Raw genomic sequence first — 23,235 nt, 5'->3', positions numbered from 1 at the left:
AGCGGGACATGCACGACATGGAGAAGGAAGCCCACCGCCGCGACGCCGAGGACCCCGGGCACCGGCACCTGTTCCACGTGCCGCCGGCCGAGGGCGGGTGCTACCCGGAGGTCGCGTACCTGGCCGGCAACTCGCTCGGCCTGCCGCCCCGGGCCACCCGGGACGAACTCCTCGCCGACCTGGACGCCTGGCGGCGGCTCGGTGTCGAGGGGCACCTGGAGGCCGAGCGGCCCTGGCTGCCGTACCACGAGCTGTTGACCGGGCCGGCCGCCCGACTGGTCGGCGCGCTGCCGACGGAGACCGTGGTGATGAACTCCCTCACCGTCAACCTGCACCTGCTGATGGTGAGCTTCTACCGGCCGGCGGGGCGGCGTACCCGGATCGTCATCGAGGACAGCGCCTTTCCCTCGGACAGCTACGCGGTACGCAGCCAGGCCCGTTTCCACGGCCTGGACCCGGACGACACGGTGCTCCGGCTGAAGCCCCGCGCCGGCGAGGACACCCTGCGCACGTCCGACGTCGTCGACCTGCTCGCCACCGAGGGCGACACCGTCGCGCTGGTGCTGCTCGGCGGGGTCAACTACCTCACCGGCGAGCTGCTCGACATCCCGGCGATCACCGCTGCCGGCCGGGCCGCCGGCGCGGTGGTCGGCTGGGACCTGGCGCACGCGGTCGGCAACGTGCCGCTCGCCCTGCACGACTGGGACGTCGACTTCGCCGCCTGGTGCTCCTACAAGTACCTGAACTCGGGTCCGGGTGCCCTCGCGGGCGTCTTCGTCCACGAGCGGCACCTGGGCCGGGCCGACCTGACCCGGTTCGAGGGCTGGTGGAGCACCGAGGCGGCCACCCGGTTCGAGATGACCCCGACCTCCCGGCCACCGGCCACCGTGGAGGCCTGGCAGATCTCCAATCCGCCGATCTTCGCGATGGGCCCGGTCCGCACCTCGCTGGAGCTCTTCGACACCGTCGGCATGGCGGCGCTGCGCGAACGCAGCCTGCGGCTCACCGGCTGGCTGGAGTCGCTGCTCGACGAGGTGACCGCCGACCGGCCGCTGACCGTGGTCACCCCGCGCGACCCGGCCCGACGCGGCTGCCAGCTCTCCGTCCGCGTCGGCTCCGGCAACGCCGGTGAGCTGACCAAACGGCTGCGGCACGAGCACGGGGTGATCGCCGACGCCCGGGAACCGGACATCGTCCGGTTCGCGCCGGTGCCGCTCTACTCGACGTACCACGACTGCTGGCGGGTCGCCGACGCGCTGGCCGCGACCGTGGAGGCGAAGCCATGACGGAACGGGACGAGGTGGCCGTCGTCGGGGCCGGGCTGGCCGGCTGCCTGCTGGCGTGCTTCCTGGCCCGGCGCGGCTACCCGGTGGCCCTCTACGAGCGGCGGCCCGACCCGCGTACCGGCCGGGTCGAGCGGGGCCGCTCGATCAACCTGGCGCTCTCCGAGCGGGGCCTGGACGCGCTGCGCCGGATCGGGCTCGCCGACCGGGTGCTGGCCGACGCCCTGCCGATGCGCGGCCGGATGATCCACCCGGTCTCCGGTGGCCAGGAGTTCCAGTCGTACAGCGTCTCCGGTGACCGGGCGATCAACTCGATCAGCCGGGGCGCGCTGAACAACGCGCTGCTCGACGCCGCCGCCGCGCTGCCCGGCGTACGGATCGCGTTCGACCACCGGCTGGTCGGCCTGGACCCGACCAGCGGCGACCTCACGTTCGAGACCCCGCAGGGCAAGGTCACCGCCGCCGCGTCCGTGGTGCTGGGCGCCGACGGCGCCGGCTCCGCCGTGCGCGGGCAGCTCCTCGGGTACGGCGTGCTCACCGAGAGCCTGGACTTCCTCGACTACGGCTACAAGGAACTCACCATCCCACCGATCGGCGGCGAGTTCGCCCTGGACCCGGGCGCCCTGCACATCTGGCCGCGCGGCACCTCGATGATGATCGCGCTGCCCAACCCGGACCGGTCGTTCACCTGCACCTTGTTCTGGCCGACCCACGGCACCGCCAGCTTCGCCTCGCTCGGCAGCCCGGCCGCCATCGAGCGGCACTTCGCCGAGCACTACCCGGACCTCGTCCCGCTCGCCCCGAACCTGGTCGACGATTACCAGCACAACCCGGTCGGGGTGCTCGGCACGGTCCGCTGCACGCCGTGGCAGGTCGACGGGCGGGTGGCGCTGGTCGGCGACGCCGCGCACGCCATCGTGCCGTTCTACGGCCAGGGCGCGAACTGCGCCTTCGAGGACGTGGTGGAGCTGGACCGCTGCCTCGACGAGTGCGGCGACGAGTGGTCCGCGGCGCTGCCCCGCTACCAGCGGCGACGGCAGGACAACGCGGAGGCGATCGCCCGGATGGCGTTGGCGAACTTCGTGGAGATGCGGGACAAGGTCGCCTCGCCGGTGTTCCGCACCGGCAAGCGGATCGAACACACTCTGGAACGGGCGCTGCCCGGCCGGTACGTTTCCCGCTACGAGCTGGTGTCCTTCTCGACCACCCCGTACGCCGAGGTGCGCCGCCGGGTGCGGCGACAGCACCAGGCGGTCGGGGTGGCCGCAGCCGGCGTCGTGGCGCTGCTGGCCGGCGCGGCCGGCGCCCTGATCCGCCGAGGGAGGCGAGGATGACCCGCTGGGATCCGCGGCTGATGGCCGGCACCGCGCCGGACGGGCCGGGCCTGCTGCGCAACTTCGTCGGCGGCGAGTTCGTCGACGCGGGCCGACCGTTCACCAAGCGCAGCCCGGTCACCGGCGAGCCGGTCTTCGAGGTCGCCGAGGCGGACGCCGCCACGGTGGACGACGCGGTCGCCGCGGCCCGGGCGGCGTTGCGCGGCCCGTGGGGCCGGATGGGGGAGCGGGAGCGGGCCGAGGTGCTGCGCCGGGTCGCCGACGAGCTGGAACGCCGCTTCGACGACCTGGTCGCCGCCGAGGTCGCCGACACCGGCAAGTCGATCTCCCAGGCCCGTACGCTCGACGTCCCGCGCGGCGCGGCCAACTTCCGGGCGTTCGCCGAGATCGTGGCGACCGCGCCGACCGAGTCGTTCACCACGGTCACCCCGACCGGCGGCCGGGCGCTGAACTACGCGGTCCGCAAGCCGGTCGGCGTGGTCGCGGTCGTCGTGCCGTGGAACCTGCCGCTGCTGCTGCTCACCTGGAAGGTCGCCCCGGCGCTGGCCTGCGGCAACGCGGTCGTGGTGAAGCCCAGCGAGGAGACCCCGGCGTCGGCCACCCTGCTCGCCGAGGTGATGGCCGCCGCGGGCGTACCCGACGGGGTGTTCAACCTGGTGCACGGCTTCGGCCCGGACTCGGCCGGGGAGTTCCTCACCCGACACCCCGGCGTCGACGCGATCACCTTCACCGGCGAGTCGGCCACCGGCAGCGCCATCATGCGCGCCGCCGCCGACGGGGTGAAGGCGGTGAGCTTCGAGCTGGGCGGCAAGAACGCGGGCCTGGTCTTCGCCGACGCCGACCTGGACGCGGCGGTCGCCGGCTCGGTCCGGTCCAGCTTCACCAACGGCGGCCAGGTCTGCCTCTGCACCGAGCGGATCTACGTGCAGCGGCCGGTCTTCGAGGAGTTCACCGCGCGGCTGGCGAAGCGGGCCGGCGAGCTGGCGTACGGTTGGCCGGCCGACGAGGCCACGGCGAACATGCCGCTCATCTCGCACGGGCACCGGGACAAGGTGCTCGGCCACTACGAGCTGGCCCGCGTCGAGGGCGCCGAGGTGGTCGCCGGGGGCGGGGTGCCACGCTTCGGCGACGCCCGCGACGGCGGCGCGTACGTGCAGCCGACCGTGCTGACCGGGCTGGGCCCGGACGCCCGGACCAACACCGAGGAGATCTTCGGCCCGGTCGTGCACGTCGCGCCCTTCGACGACGAGGATGAGGCGTACGCGCTGGCCAACGGCACCGAGTACGGCCTCGCGGCGACCGTCTGGACCCGGGACGTGGGCCGGGCGCACCGGGCCGGGGTCCGGCTGGACGCCGGCATCGTCTGGGTGAACACCTGGTTCCTGCGCGACCTGCGTACCCCGTTCGGCGGGGTGAAGGCGTCCGGGATCGGCCGGGAGGGTGGCGTGCACTCGCTCGACTTCTACTCCGAACTCACCAACGTCTGCGTGGACCTCTCATGACGACTGTCGACATCGAAGCCGCGTCCCGGGAACTCACCGAGGCCCGGGAGAGCGGCAAGCCCTGCCCACCGCTGCGCGGGCGGCTGCTGCCCGAGGGGGACGTCGAGTCCGCGTACCGGGTGCAGCGGCGCCAGGCCCGGGCCTGGTCGGACCGGGGGGAGCGCCGGGTGGGCGCGAAGATCGGGCTGACCTCCCGCTCGGTGCAGGAGGCCTTCGGGGTCTTCCAGCCCGACTTCGGGGTGCTGACCGACGTGATGGCGGTCGGCGACGGCGTGGAGGTGCCGGTCGACCGGCTGCTCCAGCCCCGGGTGGAGGCGGAGATCGCCTTCGTGCTCGGCGCGGGCCTGACCGACGAGCGGGCCACCACCGTCGACCTGGTCCGGGCGGTGGACCACGTGCTGCCGGCCATCGAGATCGTCGACTCGCGGATCGCCGGCTGGGACATCTCCATCGTGGACACCGTGGCGGACAACGCCTCCAGCGGGCTCTTCGTGCTCGGCACCACGCCGCGCCGGCTCGCCGACGTGGACCTGCGGTTGTGCGGGATGGTTCTGGAACACGCCGGGGAGCCGGTGTCGGTCGGCGCGGGGGCGGCCTGCCTGGGCAACCCGCTGCACGCCCTGGCCTGGCTGGCCGGGACCATGGCCCGCGCCGGTGACCCGCTGCGCGCCGGGGACGTGGTGCTCTCCGGGGCGCTCGGCCCGATGGTGCCGGTGACGCCCGGCGCCGCGTACGAGGCCCGGATCTCCGGGCTGGGCTCGGTCCGGACCTGTTTCTCCCGGGAGGCATCATGACTGTCGGCGTGGCGGTGCTGGGTTCGGGCAACATCGGCACCGACCTGATGATCAAGGTGCTGCGGCTGAGTGGCAGCCTGCGGATGGTGGCGATGGCCGGCATCGACCCGGACTCCGACGGCCTCGCCCGGGCCCGGCGGCTCGGCGTGGCCACCACCGCCGAGGGCGTCGACGGCCTCGTGGCGATGCCCGAGTTCGCCGACGTCGAACTGGTCTTCGACGCCACCTCGGCCGGCGCCCACCGGCGGCACGACGAGGTACTGCGGGCGCACGGCCGGACCGTTGTCGACCTGACCCCGGCGGCCATCGGCCCGTACGTGGTGCCCCCGGTCAACCTGGACGAGCACCTGCACGAACCGAACGTCAACATGGTGACCTGCGGCGGGCAGGCCACCGTGCCGATCGTGCACGCCGTCGGCCGGGTCACCCCGGTCGCGTACGGGGAGATCGTCGCCTCGATCGCCTCGAAGTCGGCGGGCCCGGGCACCCGGGCCAACATCGACGAGTTCACCGAGACGACGGCCCGGGCCATCGAGGTGGTCGGTGGCGCGGAACGCGGCAAGGCGATCATCGTGCTGAACCCGGCCGACCCGCCGCTGCTGATGCGCGACACCGTCTACTGCCTCTGCCCGGACGCCGACGCCGACCGGGAGGCGATCGCCGCCTCGGTGGCGGACATGGTGAAGACCGTCCAGGAGTACGTCCCGGGCTACCGGCTCAAACAGGACGTGCAGTTCGACCGGGTCGACACGTACGCGCCGGTGCTGGGGCGGCACTTCACCGGACTCCAGGTCTCGGTCTTCCTGGAGGTCTCCGGCGCCGGGCACTACCTGCCCGCGTACGCCGGGAACCTGGACATCATGACCTCGGCCGCGCTGCGCACCGCCGAGCGCCTGGTCGCGCTTCGAGAGGTGGCCGCCCGATGACCGATCTATACATCCAGGACGTGACGCTGCGCGACGGCATGCACGCCATCGCCCACCGCTACACCGTCGACCAGGTGCGGACCATCGCCGCCGCGCTGGACGCGGCCGGGGTGGCCGCCATCGAGGTGGCGCACGGCGACGGCCTCGCCGGCTCCAGCGTCAACTACGGCCACGGCGCCGCCGCCGACGCCGACTGGATCGCCGCCGCCGCCGAGGTGCTGACCAGCGCGAAGCTCACCACCCTGCTGCTGCCCGGCATCGGCACCATCGCCGACCTGAGGGCGGCGAAGGCGCTCGGGGTGACCAGCGTCCGGATCGCCACCCACTGCACCGAGGCGGACATCTCCGCCCAGCACATCTCCTGGGCCCGCGAGAACGGCATGGACGTCTCCGGGTTCCTGATGATGTCGCACATGAATGATCCGGCAGGGCTGGCCGCCCAGGCCAAGCTGATGGAGTCGTACGGGGCGCACTGCGTCTACGTCACCGACTCCGGGGGCCGCCTGCTGATGTCCGACGTGGCGGCGCGGGTCGACGCGTACCGGCAGGTGTTGGAACCGGAGACGCAGATCGGCATCCACGCCCACCACAACCTGTCGCTCGGGGTGGCGAACAGCGTGCTCGCGGTCGAGCACGGCCGCGTCCTCGGCTCCGGTCCGGCCGGCGCGGACGCGCCGCACGGCCGGACCGTCCGGGTGGACGCCTCGCTGGCCGGCATGGGCGCGGGCGCCGGCAACGCCCCGCTGGAGGTCTTCGTGGCGGTCGCGGAACTGCACGGCTGGAAGCACGGCTGCGACGTGTTCGCGCTGATGGACGCCGCCGACGACGTCGTCCGGCCACTCCAGGACCGGCCGGTCCAGGTCGACCGGGAGACCCTCTCCCTCGGGTACGCGGGCGTCTACTCGAGCTTCCTCCGGCACGCCGAACGGGCGTCGGCGCGCTACGGCGTGGACGTCCGGTCGATCCTGGTCGAGCTGGGCCGACGCCGGATGGTCGGCGGCCAGGAGGACATGATCGTGGACGTGGCACTCGACCTCGCCGGTAAGGAGAACTCATGATCGGGCCGGACGTCGCGGGGATCGCCGAGAAGCTGGGCGCGGCGGCCGACGGCGCCACCGCCATTCCGCAGCTCGCCGCCGAGACCGGCCTCGACGTCGACGCCGCGTACGCGGTGCAGACCGCCCTGGTGCAGCGCCGCCTCGACCGGGGTGAGCGGCTGGTCGGGCTGAAGATGGGGCTGACCAGCAAGGCCAAGATGGCTCAGGTCGGCGTCGACGAGGTGATCTGGGGCCGGCTCACCGACTCGATGCGGGTCCCCGACGGCGGCACCGTCGAGCACGGCGACTTCATCCACCCCCGGGTCGAGCCGGAGGTGGCGTTCCTGCTGGACCGGCTCCCCGAGCCCGGCGAACCGCTCGGCGCGTTCACCGACGCGGTCCGCGCGGTCGCCCCGGCGATCGAGCTGATCGACTCCCGGTACGCGAACTTCACCTTCTCCCTGCCGGACGTCGTGGCCGACAACACCTCGGCGGCGGCGTTCGTGGTCGGACCGTGGTCGCCGGTGCCGGACGGGTTGGACAACCTCGGCGTGCTGCTGGAGGTCGACGGGCGGGTGGCCCAGGTCGGGTCGACGGCGGCGATCCTCGGCGACCCGCGCCGGGCGCTGGACGAGGGGATCCGGCTGGCGGGGCGGCACGGGGTGCGGCTGCGGTCGGGTTGGCTCTTCCTGGCCGGCGCGGCGACGGCCGCGGTGCCGCTGCGTCCCGGTTCCCATGTTCGTGCCGTGGTCGAGAAGCTCGGCAGCTGTTCCTTGAAGGCTTCGTCGTGAGTGAGTGGGTGGGGCTGCCCGGAACCCCTGTCGTGGCTGGCGTCCACGCGTCGGTGGGGGGTGCTGGGCATGGCTGACAGCAGGGTGGTGGCCGGGAAGGCGGTGCCGCGGGGGGCGTTTCCGCACGTCAAGGTCGCGGGGGGCTTCGTCTTCGTCTCCGGTACGTCGTCGCGGCGGCCCGACAACACGTTCGCGGGGGTGTCGGTGGACGAGTTCGGCACCACGGACCTCGACATCCGGGCGCAGACCCGGGCGGTGGTGGAGAACATCCGCGATCTGCTGCGTTCGGTCGGCGCCGACCTGGGTGACCTGGTTCAGGTCACCAGTTACCTGGTCAACATGAACGACTTCGGGGGTTACAACGAGGTGTGGGGGGAGTTCTTCGACGTGGCCGGGCCGACCCGGACCACGGTGGCGGTGCACCAGTTGCCGCACCCGCACCTGCTGATCGAGATGCAGGCCGTCGCCCTGATGCCGTCGGGAGGTCCGTCATGAGTGAGATCGCCGAGCCGTTCAGCTTTCCGGGCTGGATCGCCGAGAACCAGCACCTGTTGAAGCCGCCGGTGGGCAACAAGGAGATGCTCCCCGGCAGCGACGACTTCATCGTCATGGTGGTGGGCGGCCCGAACCAGCGCACCGACTTCCACGTCGACCCGTACGAGGAGTTCTTCTACCAGGTCAAGGGCAACATGCACGTCAACCTGATGCTGCCCGACGGTCCGCGTACGGTGCACGTGCGCGAGGGGCAGATGTGGATGCTGCCGCGCAACACCCCGCACTCCCCGCAGCGGCCGGAGGCCGGCTCGATCGGCATGGTGATCGAACGGGTCCGCGAGGAGGGCACCCTGGAGAAGTTCCAGTGGTACTGCCCGCGGTGCCACCACAAGGTGCACGAGGTGGAACTCCAGGTGCGGGACATCGCCGCCGACCTGCCGCCGGTCTTCGCCGACTTCTACGCCGACGACAAGGCCCGCACCTGCGGCAACTGCGGCACGCTGCACCCGGGCAAGGGCTGATGACGGGTCCGGTGGTGGACGTGCACACGCACGTCGTACCCAGGGGATGGCCGGACCTCGCCGCGGCCTGCGGCGGGGCCGGCTGGCCGTGGCTGCGGTTGGACTCCGAACGCGCCGCGATGATCATGGTGGGGGAGGCGGAGTTCCGGCCGGTCGGCGCCGAGTGCTGGGACGCCGGCACCCGGCTCGCCGACATGGCCGCCGACGGCGTGGACGTGCAGGTGGTCTCGCCGACCCCGGTCTTCTTCTCCTACGACCGCCCGGCCGACCAGGCGGTGAAGGTGGCCCGCATCTTCAACGACCTCACCCTGGAGGTCACCGCCGGCGGCGGCGACCGGCTGGTGCCGTTCTGCCAGGTGCCGTTGCAGGACGCCGACCTGGCCTGCGCCGAGCTGGACCGCTGTCTGGCCGCCGGGCACGCCGGGGTGGAGATCGGCAACCACGTCGGCGACCGCGACCTGGACGACGGCGGCATCGTGGAGTTCCTGACCCACTGCGCCCGGGTGGGGGCGCCGGTCTTCGTGCACCCCTGGGACATGCCGGGCGGTCCCCGGCTGGACCGCTGGATGGCCCGCTGGCTGACCGGGATGCCCGCCGAGACCCACCTGTCGGTGCTGGCCCTGATCCTCGGCGGGGTCTTCGACAAGGTCCCCGACACGCTGCGGATCTGCTTCGCGCACGGCGGCGGCAGCTTCCCGTTCTGGCTGGGCCGCGCCGACAACGCCTGGCACCGCCGCGGCGACCTGGTACGCGGCGCGTCCAGCGCCCCACCCAGCTCGTACGTCGACCGGTTCAGCGTCGACTCGGTGGTCTTCACCCCGGCCGCGCTGCGGCTGCTGGTGGACACCATGGGCGCCGACCGGGTGCTGGTGGGCAGCGACTACCCGTACCCGCTGGGGGAGCGGCCGGTCGGCGACGTGGTGCACCGCTCCGACTTCCTCACCGCCGACCAGCGCGCCGCGCTGCTCGGCGGCAACGCCCTGCGCTTCCTCGGCGAGTCGGGTATATAAGGGCCTTTGGTCGATGTATATTCGGCTCGTGAAGACTGTGATCGATCTTGATGACGAGCTGCTCGAGCGTGCCCGCCGCGAGCTGGGCACCAAGAGCAAGAAGGACACGATCCATGCTGCCCTCCGGCTGGTGGCCGAGCGAAGTGAGCGGATGGAGGCCATCCGGGAGCTGATTGCGATCTCCAGCGAGCAGGACTGGACCGGCCTGCTCGAGGACGACAAGACGCCGCGCGGCGAGCAGGACGCCGCGTGATCCTGCCGGCCGGGCTCTACCTCATCGACACTTCGGCCTGGGGCCGCCTCCGCCAGCCGACCGTCGCCAAACGGATCATGGCAGTCATCGAGGAACGGCTCGCGGCGACCTGCGTGCCGCTTGATCTCGAGAGTGGGCGAAGTGCCCGCGACTTCAGGGAAGCCATGACCGTGCGCACCCGCCGCGCGGAGCTGATGATCGACCTTCCTATCACTCCGGCCGTGGCGACCAGGGCGCGGGATCTGCAACTGGCGCTGACTGCCAGAGGCCACCACCGCGCCGCGAGTCCGGTCGACGTCCTGGTCGCTGCCACGGCTGCGGAGTACTCGGCGATGGTCCTGCACTACGACCGCGACTTCGATCTGATCAGCGACGTCGGTGGGCCGCACAGCGAATGGGTCTCCCCGGCAGGCACTCTGACCTGATGGGTCGAGGCTGTGTCGGACCGGCTGCGTCCGGTTCGAGCGGGCAGGATGGGGGGATGGCCGAGCCGCACGACCTGACCGCGCTGGAGCAGGCCGCCGCGATCGCCCGCGGGGAGCTGTCCAGCGCAGAGCTGGTCGATCACCACCTGCGCCGGGTCGACGCGCTCGCCGACACCGTCGGCGCCTTCGTCACCGTCACCCCGGACCGCGCCCGCGCCGCCGCCCGCGCCGCCGACGCCACCCCCGCCGAGCGACGGGGACCGCTGCACGGCGTACCGACCGCGATCAAGGACCTGACCCTCACCGCCGGGGTACGCACCACCTTCGGCTCGGCCGCCTTCGCCGACTTCGTACCGCCGGTCGACGCCGACGTGGTCCGCTTCATGACCGCCGCCGGACTGGTCAGCCTCGGCAAGACCAGCACGTCGGAGCTGGGCTGCTCGCTCTACTCCGAGGGGCGGGTGGCGCCACCGGCCCGTAATCCGTGGCACCTGGCGTACACCGCGGGTGGGTCCAGCGGAGGCGCGGCCGCCGCGGTCGCCGCGGGCCTGGTGCCGGTGGCCCAGGGCTCCGACGGCGGCGGCTCGCTGCGCATCCCGGCGGCCCTGTGCGGCCTGGTCGGCCACAAGCCCAGCCGCGGCCTGGTCTCCGGCGGGCCGCTCGGCTTCGGCGCCTTCGGCCTGCCCACCAACGGGCCGATCGGCCGGACCGTCGCCGACGTGGCCGCGCTGCTCGACGTGCTGGCCCAGCCGGTGCCCGGCGAGCCCTACCTGCCGCCGGCGGTGCCGGCCGGCGGTCACCTGGGCGCGGTGCGGGCCGCCGCGCCGGGCCCGCTGCGGATCGGCCGGTTCACCGCGCCGATGCTCGCCGACACGCCCGTCCACCCGGACTGCGTCGCCGCCGTGGACCGGGCCGCCGCGCTGCTCACCGCCGCCGGTCACGAGGTGGTGGAGGTGGACCCGCCGGTCGGGCCGGCGGTCTGGCCGCTCTTCGAGACCGTCTGGTACGTCCTCGCGCTCGCCCCGGTGCCGCCCGAGCGCGAGCGGGACCTGCTGCCGCTGACCCGCTTCCTCCGTGCCCGGGGCGCCGCGATCGGCGCGGGCGCCCTGATGTCCGCCCTCGGTGAGCTGCAGAGCCAGGTACGCCTCGGCGCCCGCCGCACCGCCGGCTGTGACCTGCTGCTCTGCCCGACCCTCGCCGCGCCGCAGGCGCCGGTCGGCTGGTTCACCGAGGTCGACCCGGCGGAGGATTTCGACCGGCAGCGGAAGTTCTCGCCGTACTGCGCCGTGTTCAACCTGACAGGACAACCGTCCGTCTCCCTGCCCGTCGGCCGCACCGCCGAGGGCCTGCCGGTGGGGGTGCTGCTCACCGGCCGGTACGGCGGGGACGCCGAACTGCTCGGTGTCGCCGCGCAGATCGAGCACGCGAGTGACGGATGGGATCACCACCCCGCAATCTGGCGGGCGGTCGACTCCGCTAACGTGAATACAAGCGGAGTCGGGCGGCCGATGTCATGATCGTCCATCCGACCCGGAAAATTCCTGGTCTCTCTTCCGCCTGGGGGCGTTGGGATTGTCTGTTACCGAGACGTTGCTGATCTTCGTCGGCATCCCGGCGGCCGTCGTGCTGGTGATCGCCGGACTGGTGTTCGCCGGCAACCGCGGCAGCAACGGTGGCGCCAAGCGCTACCGGCCGGGCCGCCGCTTCGACTTCACTCCGGTCTGGTTCCTGGGCCGCCCGGAGCAGTTGGCCGACTCGGCCGGCACCGCCCTGGCCGCGGGGGCGCAGGCGCCCGCGCTGACCAGCCGCAAGCAGGAGCAGGCCGGCATCGAGGCGCCGGCCGGGGGAACCGGAGGCGCAAGTGACCGTTGGTGAGAAGCAGGCCGAGGCCGGGACGGGCACCCCGCCCGCGGTGCTCGACGGTCCGTTCTCGACCCGCCAGCTGCTGCGGATCGACGAGGCCCTGCGCCTGGCCGACCAGGGCACCGGGCTGGTCTTCTCGGTCTACGTCGGCGGCCTCGACGAGCCGATCCGGGAGCACGCCGGGCGGCTGCACCGCCAGCTCGCCGAGCCGGACAAGTCCGTGCTCATCGCGGTCTCCCCGAACCAGCGCCAGCTGGAGATCGTCACCGGCAGGTACGCCCGCAAGCGCATCCCGGACACCTACGCCAAGCTGGCCGCGCTGAGCATGGTGGCCGCCTTCGGCGGCGGCGACCTGGCCGGCGGCATCATCAACGGCCTCGACCAGCTCGCCAGCCACGCCGGCAAGGGCTGAGCCCACTCCCGTACGAAACAGGCCCGGTCCGCGGTTTCCGCGGGCCGGGCCTTGTCGTGTGCCGGGGGTCAGCGCGGCCAGGCGCTCGGGTCCAGCCGCATCGGCCACGGCTCGTCGACCTGCACCGGGTCGTCCGGGCCGACCGTGCCGAGCAGGTCGTAGTGGACGTCCTTGACGAGCTGGTAGCGGTAGACGACCGGGCCGAAGTCGCCCCGCTCCACGCGCCAGTAGTGCGGGATGCCGGCCTCGGCGTAGAGGGCGGGCTTGATGAACCGGTCGTGCCGGCGGCTGTTCGGCGACTCCACCTCGACGACGAGCGCGACGTCCGCCGCATCCGTCCACAGCTGGCCCCTGGGCGCCCCCGGCTTCACCACGGTGATGTCGGGAATCAGGTTCCCGTCCGGGATCCGCACCCCGATGTCCCGGATGACGCGCCAGCCTGCCGGGGCGGCCTGCCGCAGTGCCATCCGGATGTCGTCGGCCAACTCGTGGTGGTCCGGCCCTGCGGGTGGGGTCACGTGCAGGCTCCCGTCGATGACCTCGTAGCGGTTCCCGTCCTCGGGCAGGTCGAACAGGTCCTGCTCCCGCCAGCCCCGCTCCGGTGGGCGCCACTCGTAGGTCGGCTGTGCCATCACGTCCACCTCCTCCGCTCACGATAACGGCCCGGGGCCGGCGTGGGCTTCCACCCACGCCGGCCCCGGGCCGTGCCCCTTGTCGTCAGGCGCTCTGCGCGTCCTTCGCCCGGGCCTTCAGCGCCCGGAGCACCCCGTCGCGGCCCTCGGCGACCAGCCGGCGCAGCGGCCCCGGGTGTCCCTCGCCGGCCAGGAAGGCGTCCGTCGCGGCGACCGTCTCGTCGGTGACCAGGTGGCCCGGGTACGCCAGCAGGGCGAACTCCTGCGCCGGCTCGCTGTCCCGGCTGGCCCAGATTCGCGCGACGGTGGCGAAGTACTGCTCGCCGTACGGGGCGACCAGCTCGACCTGCGTCGGGTGGGTGAAGCCCTGCAACAGCGCCCGCTGCCGCCAGTTCGGCAGCTGCCGCGGGCCGGTCAGCTCCGCCCAGACGGCCGCCTTGTTCTCGGCGGTGGGGATCAGCGCCCGGGCGTACGCGGCCTCCCGCTCACCGCTGGCCGTCCGGTCGGCGGCCAGCTCGGCGTCGATCTCCGCCGCGCCGGCGGCACCGTTGGCCACCAACGCCTGCAGGACGGTCCAGCGCAGCTCGGTGGCCACGGTCAGGCCGGCCGGCACCCCCTCGCCGGCGAGCCAGCCGCGCAGCACGGCCAGGTCCTCGTCGGAGCGGGCCGAGGCGGCGTACGCGCGGGCCCAGGCGAGCTGGAAACCGCTGCCCGGCTCCGCGGCGGCGAGCGCGTCGCGGGAGGTGCGGGCCAGCTGCGCCCAGCCGGTCGGCTCCCACGCCGGGTCCGCGTACGCGGAGAGCGCGGCGGCGGCCTGGCGCAGGGTCGCGGTCACCAGGTTGATGTCGGTCTCGGCGGGCAGCCCGGCCAGCACCAGCGCCACGTAGTCCCGGGCGGCCAGCTCCGCGTCGCGGACCATGTCCCAGGCGGCCGTCCAGCACAGCGCCCGGGCCAGCGACGAGTCGAGGCCGGCGATGTGCTGGACCACGGTCGCCATCGACCGCTCGTCCAGCCGCAGCTTGGCGTACGTCAGGTCCTCGTCGTTGAGCAGCAGCACGTCGGCGGCGCGCACCCCGTGCAGCACGGACAGCTCGGTGGCCTCACCGGCGACGTCGACCTCGTGCCGCTCCCGCCGCACCAGCCGCCCGTCGGTCAGGTCGTACAGGCCCACGCCGATCCGGTGGGTACGCAGCGTCGGGTATCCGGTCGGCGCCTCCTGGCGGACCAGCACCCGCTCGTACGTGCCGTCGGCGCCGATGGTCACCTCCGGACGCAGCGTGTTGACCTGCGCGGTCTCCAGCCACTGCGCGGCGAACTTGCGCAGTTCCCGGCCCGACGCCGCCTCCAGCTCGGTGAGCAGGTCGTCGAAGGTGGCGTTGCCCCAGGCGTGCTTGCCGAAGTACGCCCGCAGACCGGCCACGAACGGCTCCTCGCCGACGTACGCCACCAGCTGCTTGAGGACGCTGGCGCCCTTGGCGTACGTGATGCCGTCGAAGTTGACCTCGACGGCCGCCAGGTCCGGCATCTCGGTGTAGACCGGGTGGGTGGAGGAGAGCTGGTCCTGCCGGTAGCCCCAGTTCTTGCGGATCGACAGGAACGTCGTCCACGCCTCGGTGAACCGGGTGGCGTGGGTGTTGCACCAGTGGCTGGCCCACTCGGCGAACGACTCGTTCAGCCACAGGTCGTTCCACCAGCGCATGGTGACCAGGTCACCGAACCACATGTGGGCCAGCTCGTGCAGGATGGTGTTGGCCCGCTGCTCGTACTCGTAGTCGGTGACCTGCGAGCGGAAGAGGTAGTGCGACTCGGCGTGCGTGACGCAGCCGAAGTTCTCCATCGCGCCGGCGTTGAAGTCCGGCACCCAGAGCTGGTCGTACTTGGGCAGCGGGTAGCGCACCCCGAACTTCTCGTGGAAGAAGTCGAAGCCCTGCTTGGTGATCAGGAACAGGTCGTCGGAGTCGAGGTGGGGGGCCATCGAGGCCCGGCAGAACACGCCCAGGTCGATGCCGTCGTGGCTGTCCCGCACCTCGTGGTACGGCCCGGCGCAGAGCGCGGTGATGTAGGTGCTCATCCGGGCCGACTCGGTGAAGTGGACGGTCTTCGACCCCTCACCGGCCGGCTCCTCGCGCTGCACCGGCATGTTGGACACCACCCGCCAGTGCTCCGGGACGGTGGCGTGCCAGGTGTAGACGCTCTTCAGGTCGGGCTGGTCGAAGCAGGCGAAGACCTTCTGGGCGTCCGCCGTCTCGAACTGGCTGTAGAGATAGGTCTCGCCGTCCACCGGGTCGACCGTGCGGTGCAGACCCTGCCCGCTGCTGGAGTACGCGAAGTCCGCGTCGACGACCAGCGTGTTCTCCGCCGCCAGACCGGGCAGGGTGAGGCCCTTCTCGGCCGACCAGTCGGACAGGTCGAGCGGGGTGCCGTTGAGGGTGGCCGACCGTACCGACTCGGCCGCCGTCTCGATGAAGGTGCTCGCGCCCGGCTCGGCGCAGCGGAACCGGACCTCGGTGACCGAGCGGAAGGTCTCGGCGTCGGCCTGCACGGCGGTCGACAGGTCCAGCCGGATGTCGTACCCGGTCACGTCGAGCAGGCGGGCCCGCTCGGTCGCCTCCACCTGGGTCAGGTTGCGCACTCCCGGCACTTTTCGTCTCCATCCCACTTCCGCCGCCGCGCGGCGCCGCGTGTCCCGGTCGGCCGCTCGTGGCGGGCCGTCCCGGGACCGAGTCTTCCATGCACCACGTCTGTCGGTGGTCGAGGTCACGGTCTCATTCCGGTGCCGGTCGATGCCGAGCGGGGTGAGGATCGGTGCAGTGGCGCCGGATCCCGGCGCTCCCGTCGCGAAGGGACCTCACCGTGGCCGAGCGTGTCGCCGTTGACATGTGGTTCGACCCGATCTGTCCGTGGGCGTGGATCACTTCCCGTTGGCTGCTCGAGGTCGAGCAGGTCCGGGACGTGGACATCCGCTTCCACGTCATGAGCCTCTCCGTCCTGAACGAGGGACGGGACCTGCCCGAGCAGTACCAGGAGCTGATGAAGTCCGGCTGGGGTCCGGTACGGGTCTGCATCGCCGTCGGGCAGCAGCACGGGCCGGACGCCGTCCGCAAGCTCTACACCGCCCTCGGCACCCGGATCCACCTGGGCAAGGAGCAGCTGGGCCGCGAGCTCTTCGCCGCCGCGCTCACCGACGCCGGGCTCGACCCGGCGCTCGCCGACGCCGCCGACTCCACCGAGTACGACGAGGCGTTGCGGGCCAGCCACGAGGCCGGCATGCGGCCGGTCGGCACCGACGTGGGCACCCCGGTGGTGCACGCCCCCGGACCGGACGGGCGGATGGTCGCCTTCTTCGGCCCGGTGATCACCCCGGCCCCGAAGGGCGAGGCGGCGGGCCGGCTCTACGACGGCGTCCTGCTGGTCGCCGGCACCCCCGGCTTCTACGAGCTCAAGCGCACCCGCGAGCAGGGGCCCATCTTCGACTGAGGCGCACCGCACCGACACGCGAGGCCCGCGTCACCCCGGTGGCGCGGGCCTCGTTCCACCTCATGTCGTGCGGCGGCCCACCGGGGGCCGCATCCCCGCAGCCCGTGGAGGCGTTCCCGATGGCCAAGCACCGTATGCCCGACGACGACCCGCGCGAGGCGGCGACCGTGGGCACCGGTACGACGTACTGGTCCGTGGCCGAGGCCGACTGGCCCGCCGTCCGTCCGTCCCTCCCCGCCGAGCTGGTCGACCTGCTGGCCCCGCCGATCGTGGTCGGAGTCGCCCGGGTCCCGGCCCGAGGTGTCCACCGGAGGCGCTGACCGGGCCCCTGCTTTCATCTGGTGGACGCCGCGCGGGTCCGTGGCCGGGCGGCGGGGCGGCGCGGGTAGCGTCAGCGGGCATGACGGTCGTGCATCCGATCGCCCGGGCCTGGATCACCACTGGCGGCACCGGCGCGCAGAACTACGACGAGTTCGCCGACGACGCGGAGATCACCGCGATCATCGAGCAGAACCCGCACAGCGCTTTGGGCATCGAGATGCCCCACCGGGCGCCGGAGAGCCTCGGGAAGTCCTTCCTCGACGCGCTCCCGGACGCGGTGGCCCGGCTCACCGAGGCCAAGGCGGACGGCAGCTACACCCCGGCCGAGCAGGTGGTGGTGCTCTACCGGATCACCGCCCCGGGCGAGGAGCCGGCGTACGGGCTGTTCGCCATGGTCGACACCGACCAGATCTCCACCAGCGCCGACGAGCCGGGGCTGGTGATCCGCAACGAGGACGTCTTCATCGCCAAGGTGCGGGAGCGGGTGGCCCTGGCCGAGGCGCTGGGGCACCTGCTCTCACCCGTACTCCTGCTCCAGACCGGCCGGGGCGACGAGCTGCACGCCGCGCTCGCGGCGGCGGCCGAGTCGGCCGGGGCGCCCGCCGCCACCGACACCGACCAGTCGGGGCGGACGCACGCCATCTGGCTGCTGGGCCCCGGGTCGGCGCAGGACGAGCTGACCGCGTTGGCCGGCGGCGGCGAGCTGGTGGTGGCCGACGGCAACCACCGCAGCCTGGCCGCGCAGACCGGCGGCCTGCCCCGCTTCCTCGCGGTGGTCACCACGCCCGCCTCGGTGGCGATCCAGCCCTACAACCGGCTGGTCAGCGAGCTGACCAGCAGCCCGGAGGAGCTGCTCGACCGGCTCCGCGCCGCCGGGGCCGAGGTCACCGCGACCACCGGCCCGGTCGAGGTCCCGGCGACCGGCGGCGTCGTGCACCTGCACCTCGCCGGCCAGGGGTACGCGGTCACCCTGCCGCACGTCGGCGGCGACCGGCTGGAGAACCTGGACCACGCCCTGGTCGAGCGGATCGTCCTGCGCGACGCCCTCGGGCTGGACCCGGGTGACAAGCGGATCACCTACGTGGGTGGCGACTACCCGGCCTCCTGGCTGACCGGCGAGGTCGACGCGGGCCGGGCCGAGCTGGCGATCCTGATCGCCCCGGTGACCGTGGACGACTTCGTCGCGGTGAACCTGGCCCGGGAGAAGATGCCGCGCAAGAGCACCTGGTTCACCCCGAAGGCCCGCGGTGGTCTCGTGGTGGCCGAGCTGCCGCGCCCGGCGCTGTGACGAATCCGCCCCGGGTCGCCGCCCGCGCGGCGGCCCGGCGGCGGGCCTGACAGACTGCGCGTTATGCGCGTCTACCTGGGATCCGACCACGCCGGTTTCGAGTTGAAGGTGCACCTGGCCAACCATCTGGCCAAGCAGGGGTACGAGCTGGTCGACGTCGGCCCGCACGCCTACGACCCCGACGACGACTACCCGACGTTCTGCCTGCACACCGGGGACCGGGTGGTGGGCGACCCGGGCAGCCTCGGGGTGGTCATCGGCGGCTCCGGCAACGGCGAGCAGATCGCCGCCAACAAGATCGCCGGGGTGCGGGCCGCACTGGCCTGGAACATCGACACCGCGCAGCTGGCCCGTGAGCACAACGACGCCAACGTCGTGGCGGTGGGCGCCCGCCAGCACACCCTGGACGAGGCGACCGCCATCGTCGAGGCGTTCCTCGGCACGCCGTTCTCCGGCAACCCCCGGCACGCCCGCCGGATCAACCAGCTGGCCGACTACGAGCGGACCCGCGAGCTGCCCGACCTGCCGGCCTGACCCGTCCGGCGCCGGCCCTCGTCGGGCCGGCGCCGCACCTCGCGTCCGGGCCGGTCAGCGACCCGAGCGGGGCAGGTCTTCGCGCGGCACCCAGTTGCGGCGGACCACCACCACCCGGGCCTCGGCCTCGGCCAGGTCCTCCTCGGTGGGGCGGGCGGCGTCCCGGGCCCGCATGGCGGCGGTCGTCCCGACCTGCGACGAGCCGGAACCGACCAGGCCGCGCAGCCCGCGTTCGCCGTCGTCGCCGGGGCCGCCGCGGCGGGCCCTCGGTGGCGGCTCCGGGCCGTCGTGCACCCCGGCGGTCGCCGCGCTCACCCCGTCGGCCTCCCGGCCGACCGCGTCCGGCTCCGTGTGGTGCCGCAACCGGCGTCGCCGTCGCTCCGCATCACCCATCCGCCGACCGTACCGTCCGGCGCCGGTCGGCGGTCAGAAGATCTCCATCGCTACGGGGGCGCGGTGCCAGCCGAACCCCGGTCCGGCTGCGACGAGCGCCCCCGGCCGCAGCTCGCGGACCCGTCCGGCGGCGGCCAGGGCGGTCAGGCCGGTCCCGCCCAGATAGAGCTCACCGAGGGCGCGGACGTCGCAGGCGAGCTCCGCGGGCCGGTCGGTCCCCGTGCAGCGGGCCCCGGACCCGTCGCCGACGAGGTGCCAGCGGCCGGAGTTCTCCGGCAGCAGCCCGTCGGTGACCTCGATCACCGTGTCGACGGCGGTGGCGTACCGGCGGGCGGCCAGCGCGGCCGGCACGTCCACCACCCGCACCCAGAGCCCGTCGACGAGCTGGCCGGCCAGGGCCCGGGGCTCGTCGACCAGCCGGAGCAGCGGCTCGTCCACCGCCGCCCGGGTGTACGCCAGCCGCCGGGTCAGGTCCAGCGAGAACAGCAGCCGCCAGATCGCCCGGTACGCCTCCGGCGTGGCCGCCACCACCTCCTCGACCAGCACCTGGCCGCGCGGGCCGCTGCGCTCCCAGTGCTCCTTCGTCCGGTACAGCGCGTACCCGTCCACCCCGTCGGGGCCGTCGTGCAGCAGCACCCGCCGCTCGGTGGCCCCGCCGCGCCGGGCGGCCACGTCGCTGAGCACGTAGTGCCACCACCGGCCGTCCCGCGCGGACCAGCCGGGCCGTTCGGCGCGCAGCCGCTCGTACAGCCGGGCCAGGTCGGCCTGGCATTCGTCGGGGCGGGCCAGCCGCAGCCGGCCCTCGTCCGGGGCGGGCCCGGGCAGCCGCAGCTCGGTGAGGTCGGCCTCCAGGGTGAGCCGCGGGGCGGCCGAGCCGTACCCGAACCGGGGGTAGATCCGGCCCTCGCTGGCCCAGAGCGCGGCGACCGGCTCCCGGCCGGCGTCCCGGATCTCCCGCAGCTGCCGGCGCATCAGGGCGGTGAGCAGGCCACGCCGCCGGTGGGTGGGCGCGACCGAGACCATCGTCACGTGCGCGGCCGGCACGCTCGCCCCGGGCACGGCTAGCTCCCGGGTGAACGCCGCGGCGTGCGCGACGATCCTGCCCTCGTCGCGGACCAGCAGGGACCGGTCGGGTTCGAAGACGCCCCGCTCGATCTCGTGCACCTCGGGGTCCGGCGTCTCGTGGAAGGCCGTGCCCAGCAGTTGGCCGATCTCGTCGAAGTCCTCGGCGCGGCCCACCTCGATGTCTATCATCGCATGTGTGTAGCCGATCGCACCGGGGGTCGGCGACCGATTTGCCGGCTGGCTACCCTCGAAGCGACACCGCCGGCCGACGGTCGGCACGGTCCCGGGGGAGGACGACGAGATGGCAGACCAGCCGCAGCCGTGGGCGGAACGGACCGTCGAGGTGCCGCCGCAGTCCGGCGCCGGGGTGCCGCCGCAGCGCGACGGCTTCTCCCGTGGGCGGGCGTCGGTCGGCCGGCCGCGCCCGCCGCGCACCGAGCAGTTCCCGGTGGTGGACGAGAACGCCGACTGGGCCCGGGAGGAGGCGCCGCGCCGGCCGTTGAGCTGGCACCTGGCGCAGCTGCGGGTGGGCCGGGAGTGGAGCTACGCGGCGGCGCTGTTCGCGTTCGTGTGCTGGGGGATCTGGGCGATCTCCGGCCGGGGCGACCTGGGCGGACCGCTGCTGGCGTTCGTGTTCAGCCTGCTGGTGGCGGTCGGTCTCTTCGCGCTCTGCCGGCTGGTCGGCCGGGTGATCTGGGAGCGGCAGCTCGGCCGGGTCCGGCGGGGCGCCCGCGGTGCCCACGCGGTCACCGCGGTCTTCCTGGTCGGGGTCGGTGTCGCCTACCTCCAGCAGACCGAGTGGGTCGTCTCGGCCTGGAACTGGGTCACCGGCAACTGACCCGGGTGGGCGGCGGAAACGACGCGGATCGCCGCCCACCGGGCGGGGCGGGCCGCTGGGCGAGCCGGCGGGTACGTCCGGCGCACCGACCCCGGTCGGCCGTCGTGCCGGCGGCGGTCGACGCCCGAGCATGGCGGCATGGGCGCGTATCGATCAGCGTACGAGCGGAGCATCGCCGACCCGGCCGGTTTCTGGTGGGAGGCGGCGGCGGACATCGACTGGTTCCGGGCACCGGAGCGCATCCTCGACGACGGCGCGGCGCCGCTGTACCGGTGGTTCCCGGACGCCGAGCTGAACACCTGCCACAACGCGCTGGACCGGCACGTGGCGGCCGGCCACGGTGACCGGCCGGCGTTGATCCACGACAGCCCGGTCACCGGCACCACCCGCACCCTCACGTACGCCGAGCTGCTGGCCGAGACGGCCCGGTTCGCCGGCGCGCTGCGCCGCCTCGGCGTGGGCCGGGGCGACCGGGTGCTGCTCTACCTGGCCATGGTCCCCGAGGCGGTGGTCGCCATGCTGGCCTGCGCCCGGATCGGCGCGGTCCACTCGGTGGTGTTCGGCGGCTTCGCCGCGCACGAGCTGGCGGTACGCATCGACGACGCCCGGCCGAAGGTGGTGGTGGCCACCTCCTGCGGCATCGAGGTGGACCGGGTGGTCGCGTACCACCCGATCCTGTCCGCGGCGCTCGCCGAGGCGGAGCACGCGCCGCAGCGGTGCGTGGTCGTGCAGCGGCCGCAGGGTCCGGCCGAGCTGGTCGCCGGCCGCGACCTGGACTGGGCGGAGGCGGTGGCGGACGCCGAGCCGGTCGACTGCGTGCCGGTGGCCGCGACGGACCCGCTCTACGTCCTGTACACCTCCGGAACCACCGGCCGGCCGAAGGGCGTGGTCCGGGACAACGGCGGGCACGCGGTCGCGTTGCGCTGGTCGATGCGCAACGTCTACGACATCGGGCCGGGTGACGTCTTCTGGGCCGCCTCCGACGTGGGCTGGGTGGTCGGCCACTCCTACATCGTGTACGCGCCGCTGCTCACCGGCGCCACCACCGTGCTCTACGAGGGCAAGCCGGTGGGCACCCCGGACGCCGGCGCGTTCTGGCGGGTGATCGCGCAGCACCGGGTGGCGGCCCTGTTCACCGCGCCGACCGCGATCCGGGCGATCCGCCGGCAGGACCCGGACGGCGAGCTGATCCGCCGGTCCGACCTGAGCTGCCTGCGTACCCTCTTCCTGGCCGGCGAACGGCTCGACCCGGACACCTGGGAGTGGGCGGGGCGGCAGCTGGGCGTGCCGGTGGTGGACAACTGGTGGCAGACCGAGACGGGTTGGCCGGTGGCGGCGAACCCGCGCGGCCTGGAGCCGCTGCCGCTCAAGCCCGGCTCGCCCTCGGTGCCGGTGCCCGGGTACGACATCCGGGTCGTCGACCCGGCCGGCCGGGAGGTGCCGGCGGGCACCGACGGCTCGATCGTGATCCGGCTGCCGTTGCCGCCGGGCTGCCTGCCCACCCTCTGGGGCGACGACGAGCGGTACGTGCGCTCCTACCTGACGACGTTTCCCGGTCACTACCTGACCGGCGACGGCGGCCGGTTCGACGACGACGGCTACCTGTACGTGATGGGCCGCACCGACGACGTGATCAACGTGGCCGGACACCGGCTCTCCACCGGGGCGATGGAGGAGGTGCTGGCCGGGCATCCGGCGGTGGCCGAGTGCGCGGTGATCGGGGTGGCCGACGCGCTCAAGGGCCAGGTGCCCAGCGGGTACGTGGTGCTGCGGGCCGGCGCCGAGGTCGACGAGGAGGCGCTCGCCGGTGAGCTCGTCGCCCTGGTGCGGCAGCGGATCGGCCCGGTGGCCGCGTTCCGCCGGGTGACCGTGGTGCCGGCGTTGCCGAAGACCCGCTCCGGCAAGATCCTGCGCCGGACGATGCGCGCCCTGGTGGAGGGGCGCGACGAGCCGGTGCCGGCGACCATCGACGACCCGTCGACCCTGGCCGTCTTCCGCGGGCCGGGCGTCGAGGGCTGAGCGGGCTCGGGGGGCCGAGCGG

Annotated in this window: 25 protein-coding genes; 21 read left to right on the top strand and 4 right to left on the bottom strand. The window is 73.5% G+C overall.

Features of this window, described 5'->3' with window-relative positions:
• The first annotated feature begins 8 nt into the window (after positions 1-8).
• From kynU to GA0074704_RS25230, 15 genes are all read left to right on the top strand, one after another.
• Entirely contained in the window at positions 9-1,286 is a 1,278-nt protein-coding gene (kynU, locus tag GA0074704_RS25300) for a kynureninase (RefSeq protein ID WP_088973968.1), read from the top strand.
• Complete coding sequence (locus tag GA0074704_RS25295) at positions 1,283-2,617, top strand: FAD-dependent oxidoreductase (protein WP_088972799.1); 1,335 nt, start codon at positions 1,283-1,285, stop codon at positions 2,615-2,617. The genes kynU and GA0074704_RS25295 overlap by 4 nt, the downstream gene beginning before the upstream one ends.
• A 20-nt stretch (positions 2,618-2,637) precedes the next feature.
• Positions 2,638-4,119 (top strand): 2-hydroxymuconic semialdehyde dehydrogenase, encoded by a 1,482-nt coding sequence (locus GA0074704_RS25290; RefSeq protein ID WP_088973967.1) that lies wholly within the window; start codon positions 2,638-2,640, stop codon positions 4,117-4,119.
• On the top strand, positions 4,116-4,913 hold the full coding sequence (locus tag GA0074704_RS25285) for a 2-keto-4-pentenoate hydratase (protein ID WP_088972798.1): 798 nt from the start codon (positions 4,116-4,118) through the stop codon (positions 4,911-4,913). The genes GA0074704_RS25290 and GA0074704_RS25285 overlap by 4 nt, the downstream gene beginning before the upstream one ends.
• Positions 4,910-5,839 (top strand): acetaldehyde dehydrogenase (acetylating), encoded by a 930-nt coding sequence (locus tag GA0074704_RS25280; protein ID WP_088972797.1) that lies wholly within the window; start codon positions 4,910-4,912, stop codon positions 5,837-5,839. Before GA0074704_RS25285 ends, GA0074704_RS25280 begins: the two co-directional genes overlap by 4 nt.
• Complete coding sequence (dmpG, locus tag GA0074704_RS25275) at positions 5,836-6,897, top strand: 4-hydroxy-2-oxovalerate aldolase (protein WP_088972796.1); 1,062 nt, start codon at positions 5,836-5,838, stop codon at positions 6,895-6,897. The genes GA0074704_RS25280 and dmpG overlap by 4 nt, the downstream gene beginning before the upstream one ends.
• Positions 6,894-7,667 (top strand): 2-keto-4-pentenoate hydratase, encoded by a 774-nt coding sequence (locus GA0074704_RS25270; RefSeq protein ID WP_088972795.1) that lies wholly within the window; start codon positions 6,894-6,896, stop codon positions 7,665-7,667. Before dmpG ends, GA0074704_RS25270 begins: the two co-directional genes overlap by 4 nt.
• A 69-nt stretch (positions 7,668-7,736) precedes the next feature.
• Complete coding sequence (locus GA0074704_RS25265; RefSeq protein WP_088973966.1) at positions 7,737-8,162, top strand: RidA family protein; 426 nt, start codon at positions 7,737-7,739, stop codon at positions 8,160-8,162.
• Positions 8,159-8,683: a 3-hydroxyanthranilate 3,4-dioxygenase gene (locus GA0074704_RS25260; RefSeq protein WP_088972794.1), complete on the top strand. Its 525-nt coding sequence runs from the start codon at positions 8,159-8,161 to the stop codon at positions 8,681-8,683. The genes GA0074704_RS25265 and GA0074704_RS25260 overlap by 4 nt, the downstream gene beginning before the upstream one ends.
• A complete protein-coding gene (locus GA0074704_RS25255; protein WP_088972793.1) occupies positions 8,683-9,693 on the top strand; it encodes an amidohydrolase family protein in 1,011 nt (336 codons plus the stop codon). The genes GA0074704_RS25260 and GA0074704_RS25255 overlap by 1 nt, the downstream gene beginning before the upstream one ends.
• A gap of 28 nt (positions 9,694-9,721) precedes the next feature.
• On the top strand, positions 9,722-9,946 hold the full coding sequence (locus tag GA0074704_RS25250; RefSeq protein ID WP_046570842.1) for a type II toxin-antitoxin system VapB family antitoxin: 225 nt from the start codon (positions 9,722-9,724) through the stop codon (positions 9,944-9,946).
• Complete coding sequence (locus GA0074704_RS25245; protein ID WP_157743794.1) at positions 9,943-10,371, top strand: PIN domain-containing protein; 429 nt, start codon at positions 9,943-9,945, stop codon at positions 10,369-10,371. Before GA0074704_RS25250 ends, GA0074704_RS25245 begins: the two co-directional genes overlap by 4 nt.
• Positions 10,372-10,427: 56 nt before the next feature.
• Positions 10,428-11,888 (top strand): amidase, encoded by a 1,461-nt coding sequence (locus GA0074704_RS25240; RefSeq protein WP_088972790.1) that lies wholly within the window; start codon positions 10,428-10,430, stop codon positions 11,886-11,888.
• Positions 11,889-11,943: 55 nt separating this feature from the next.
• Entirely contained in the window at positions 11,944-12,246 is a 303-nt protein-coding gene (ctaJ, locus tag GA0074704_RS25235) for an aa3-type cytochrome oxidase subunit CtaJ (protein ID WP_446686035.1), read from the top strand.
• Positions 12,233-12,646 (top strand): DUF5130 family protein, encoded by a 414-nt coding sequence (locus GA0074704_RS25230; protein WP_088972788.1) that lies wholly within the window; start codon positions 12,233-12,235, stop codon positions 12,644-12,646. The genes ctaJ and GA0074704_RS25230 overlap by 14 nt, the downstream gene beginning before the upstream one ends.
• Positions 12,647-12,714: 68 nt before the next feature.
• Here the strand turns inward: GA0074704_RS25230 and GA0074704_RS25225 are convergent, their stop codons facing one another.
• Complete coding sequence (locus GA0074704_RS25225) at positions 12,715-13,278, bottom strand: Uma2 family endonuclease (protein ID WP_088973965.1); 564 nt, start codon at positions 13,276-13,278, stop codon at positions 12,715-12,717.
• Positions 13,279-13,363: 85 nt separating this feature from the next.
• Positions 13,364-15,910 (bottom strand): aminopeptidase N, encoded by a 2,547-nt coding sequence (pepN, locus tag GA0074704_RS25220; RefSeq protein ID WP_088972787.1) that lies wholly within the window; start codon positions 15,908-15,910, stop codon positions 13,364-13,366.
• Positions 15,911-16,131: 221 nt separating this feature from the next.
• On the opposite strand from pepN, the gene GA0074704_RS25215 reads away from it, so the two are divergent.
• The 4 genes from GA0074704_RS25215 to GA0074704_RS25200 all read left to right on the top strand — a co-directional run bounded on the left by GA0074704_RS25215 (position 16,132) and on the right by GA0074704_RS25200 (position 18,898).
• Positions 16,132-16,755, top strand: a complete 624-nt coding sequence (locus tag GA0074704_RS25215; protein WP_088973964.1) for a mycothiol-dependent nitroreductase Rv2466c family protein — start codon at positions 16,132-16,134, stop codon at positions 16,753-16,755.
• Between the two features lie 119 nt (positions 16,756-16,874).
• Positions 16,875-17,075 carry a hypothetical protein gene (locus GA0074704_RS25210; RefSeq protein WP_157743793.1) on the top strand — a complete coding sequence of 67 codons (201 nt, stop codon included), beginning with the start codon at positions 16,875-16,877 and terminating at the stop codon, positions 17,073-17,075.
• A gap of 80 nt (positions 17,076-17,155) precedes the next feature.
• Positions 17,156-18,364 carry a DUF1015 family protein gene (locus tag GA0074704_RS25205; RefSeq protein WP_088972785.1) on the top strand — a complete coding sequence of 403 codons (1,209 nt, stop codon included), beginning with the start codon at positions 17,156-17,158 and terminating at the stop codon, positions 18,362-18,364.
• A 63-nt stretch (positions 18,365-18,427) separates the two neighbouring features.
• Positions 18,428-18,898: a ribose-5-phosphate isomerase gene (locus tag GA0074704_RS25200; RefSeq protein ID WP_088972784.1), complete on the top strand. Its 471-nt coding sequence runs from the start codon at positions 18,428-18,430 to the stop codon at positions 18,896-18,898.
• Positions 18,899-18,952: 54 nt separating this feature from the next.
• Here the strand turns inward: GA0074704_RS25200 and GA0074704_RS25195 are convergent, their stop codons facing one another.
• Together GA0074704_RS25195 and GA0074704_RS25190 are read right to left on the bottom strand one after the other, a co-directional pair.
• The gene (locus GA0074704_RS25195) at positions 18,953-19,291 is read right to left on the bottom strand and encodes a hypothetical protein (RefSeq protein ID WP_088972783.1); all 339 of its coding nucleotides are present in this window, start codon (positions 19,289-19,291) and stop codon (positions 18,953-18,955) included.
• Between the two features lie 33 nt (positions 19,292-19,324).
• Positions 19,325-20,545 carry a GNAT family N-acetyltransferase gene (locus GA0074704_RS25190; RefSeq protein WP_088972782.1) on the bottom strand — a complete coding sequence of 407 codons (1,221 nt, stop codon included), beginning with the start codon at positions 20,543-20,545 and terminating at the stop codon, positions 19,325-19,327.
• A 112-nt stretch (positions 20,546-20,657) separates the two neighbouring features.
• On the opposite strand from GA0074704_RS25190, the gene GA0074704_RS25185 reads away from it, so the two are divergent.
• Together GA0074704_RS25185 and GA0074704_RS25180 are read left to right on the top strand one after the other, a co-directional pair.
• Positions 20,658-21,194, top strand: coding sequence for a hypothetical protein (locus GA0074704_RS25185; protein ID WP_088972781.1), 537 nt, complete (start codon positions 20,658-20,660; stop codon positions 21,192-21,194).
• Between the two features lie 138 nt (positions 21,195-21,332).
• Positions 21,333-23,213 (top strand): propionyl-CoA synthetase, encoded by a 1,881-nt coding sequence (locus GA0074704_RS25180; RefSeq protein ID WP_088972780.1) that lies wholly within the window; start codon positions 21,333-21,335, stop codon positions 23,211-23,213.
• Positions 23,214-23,235: the final 22 nt, after the last annotated feature.

The sequence above is a fragment of the Micromonospora siamensis genome (assembly GCF_900090305.1).
Taxonomy (GTDB): domain Bacteria; phylum Actinomycetota; class Actinomycetes; order Mycobacteriales; family Micromonosporaceae; genus Micromonospora; species Micromonospora siamensis.
Note: the sequence above shows the minus strand (reverse complement) of the source record. Positions and strands in the feature narration are given on the sequence as shown.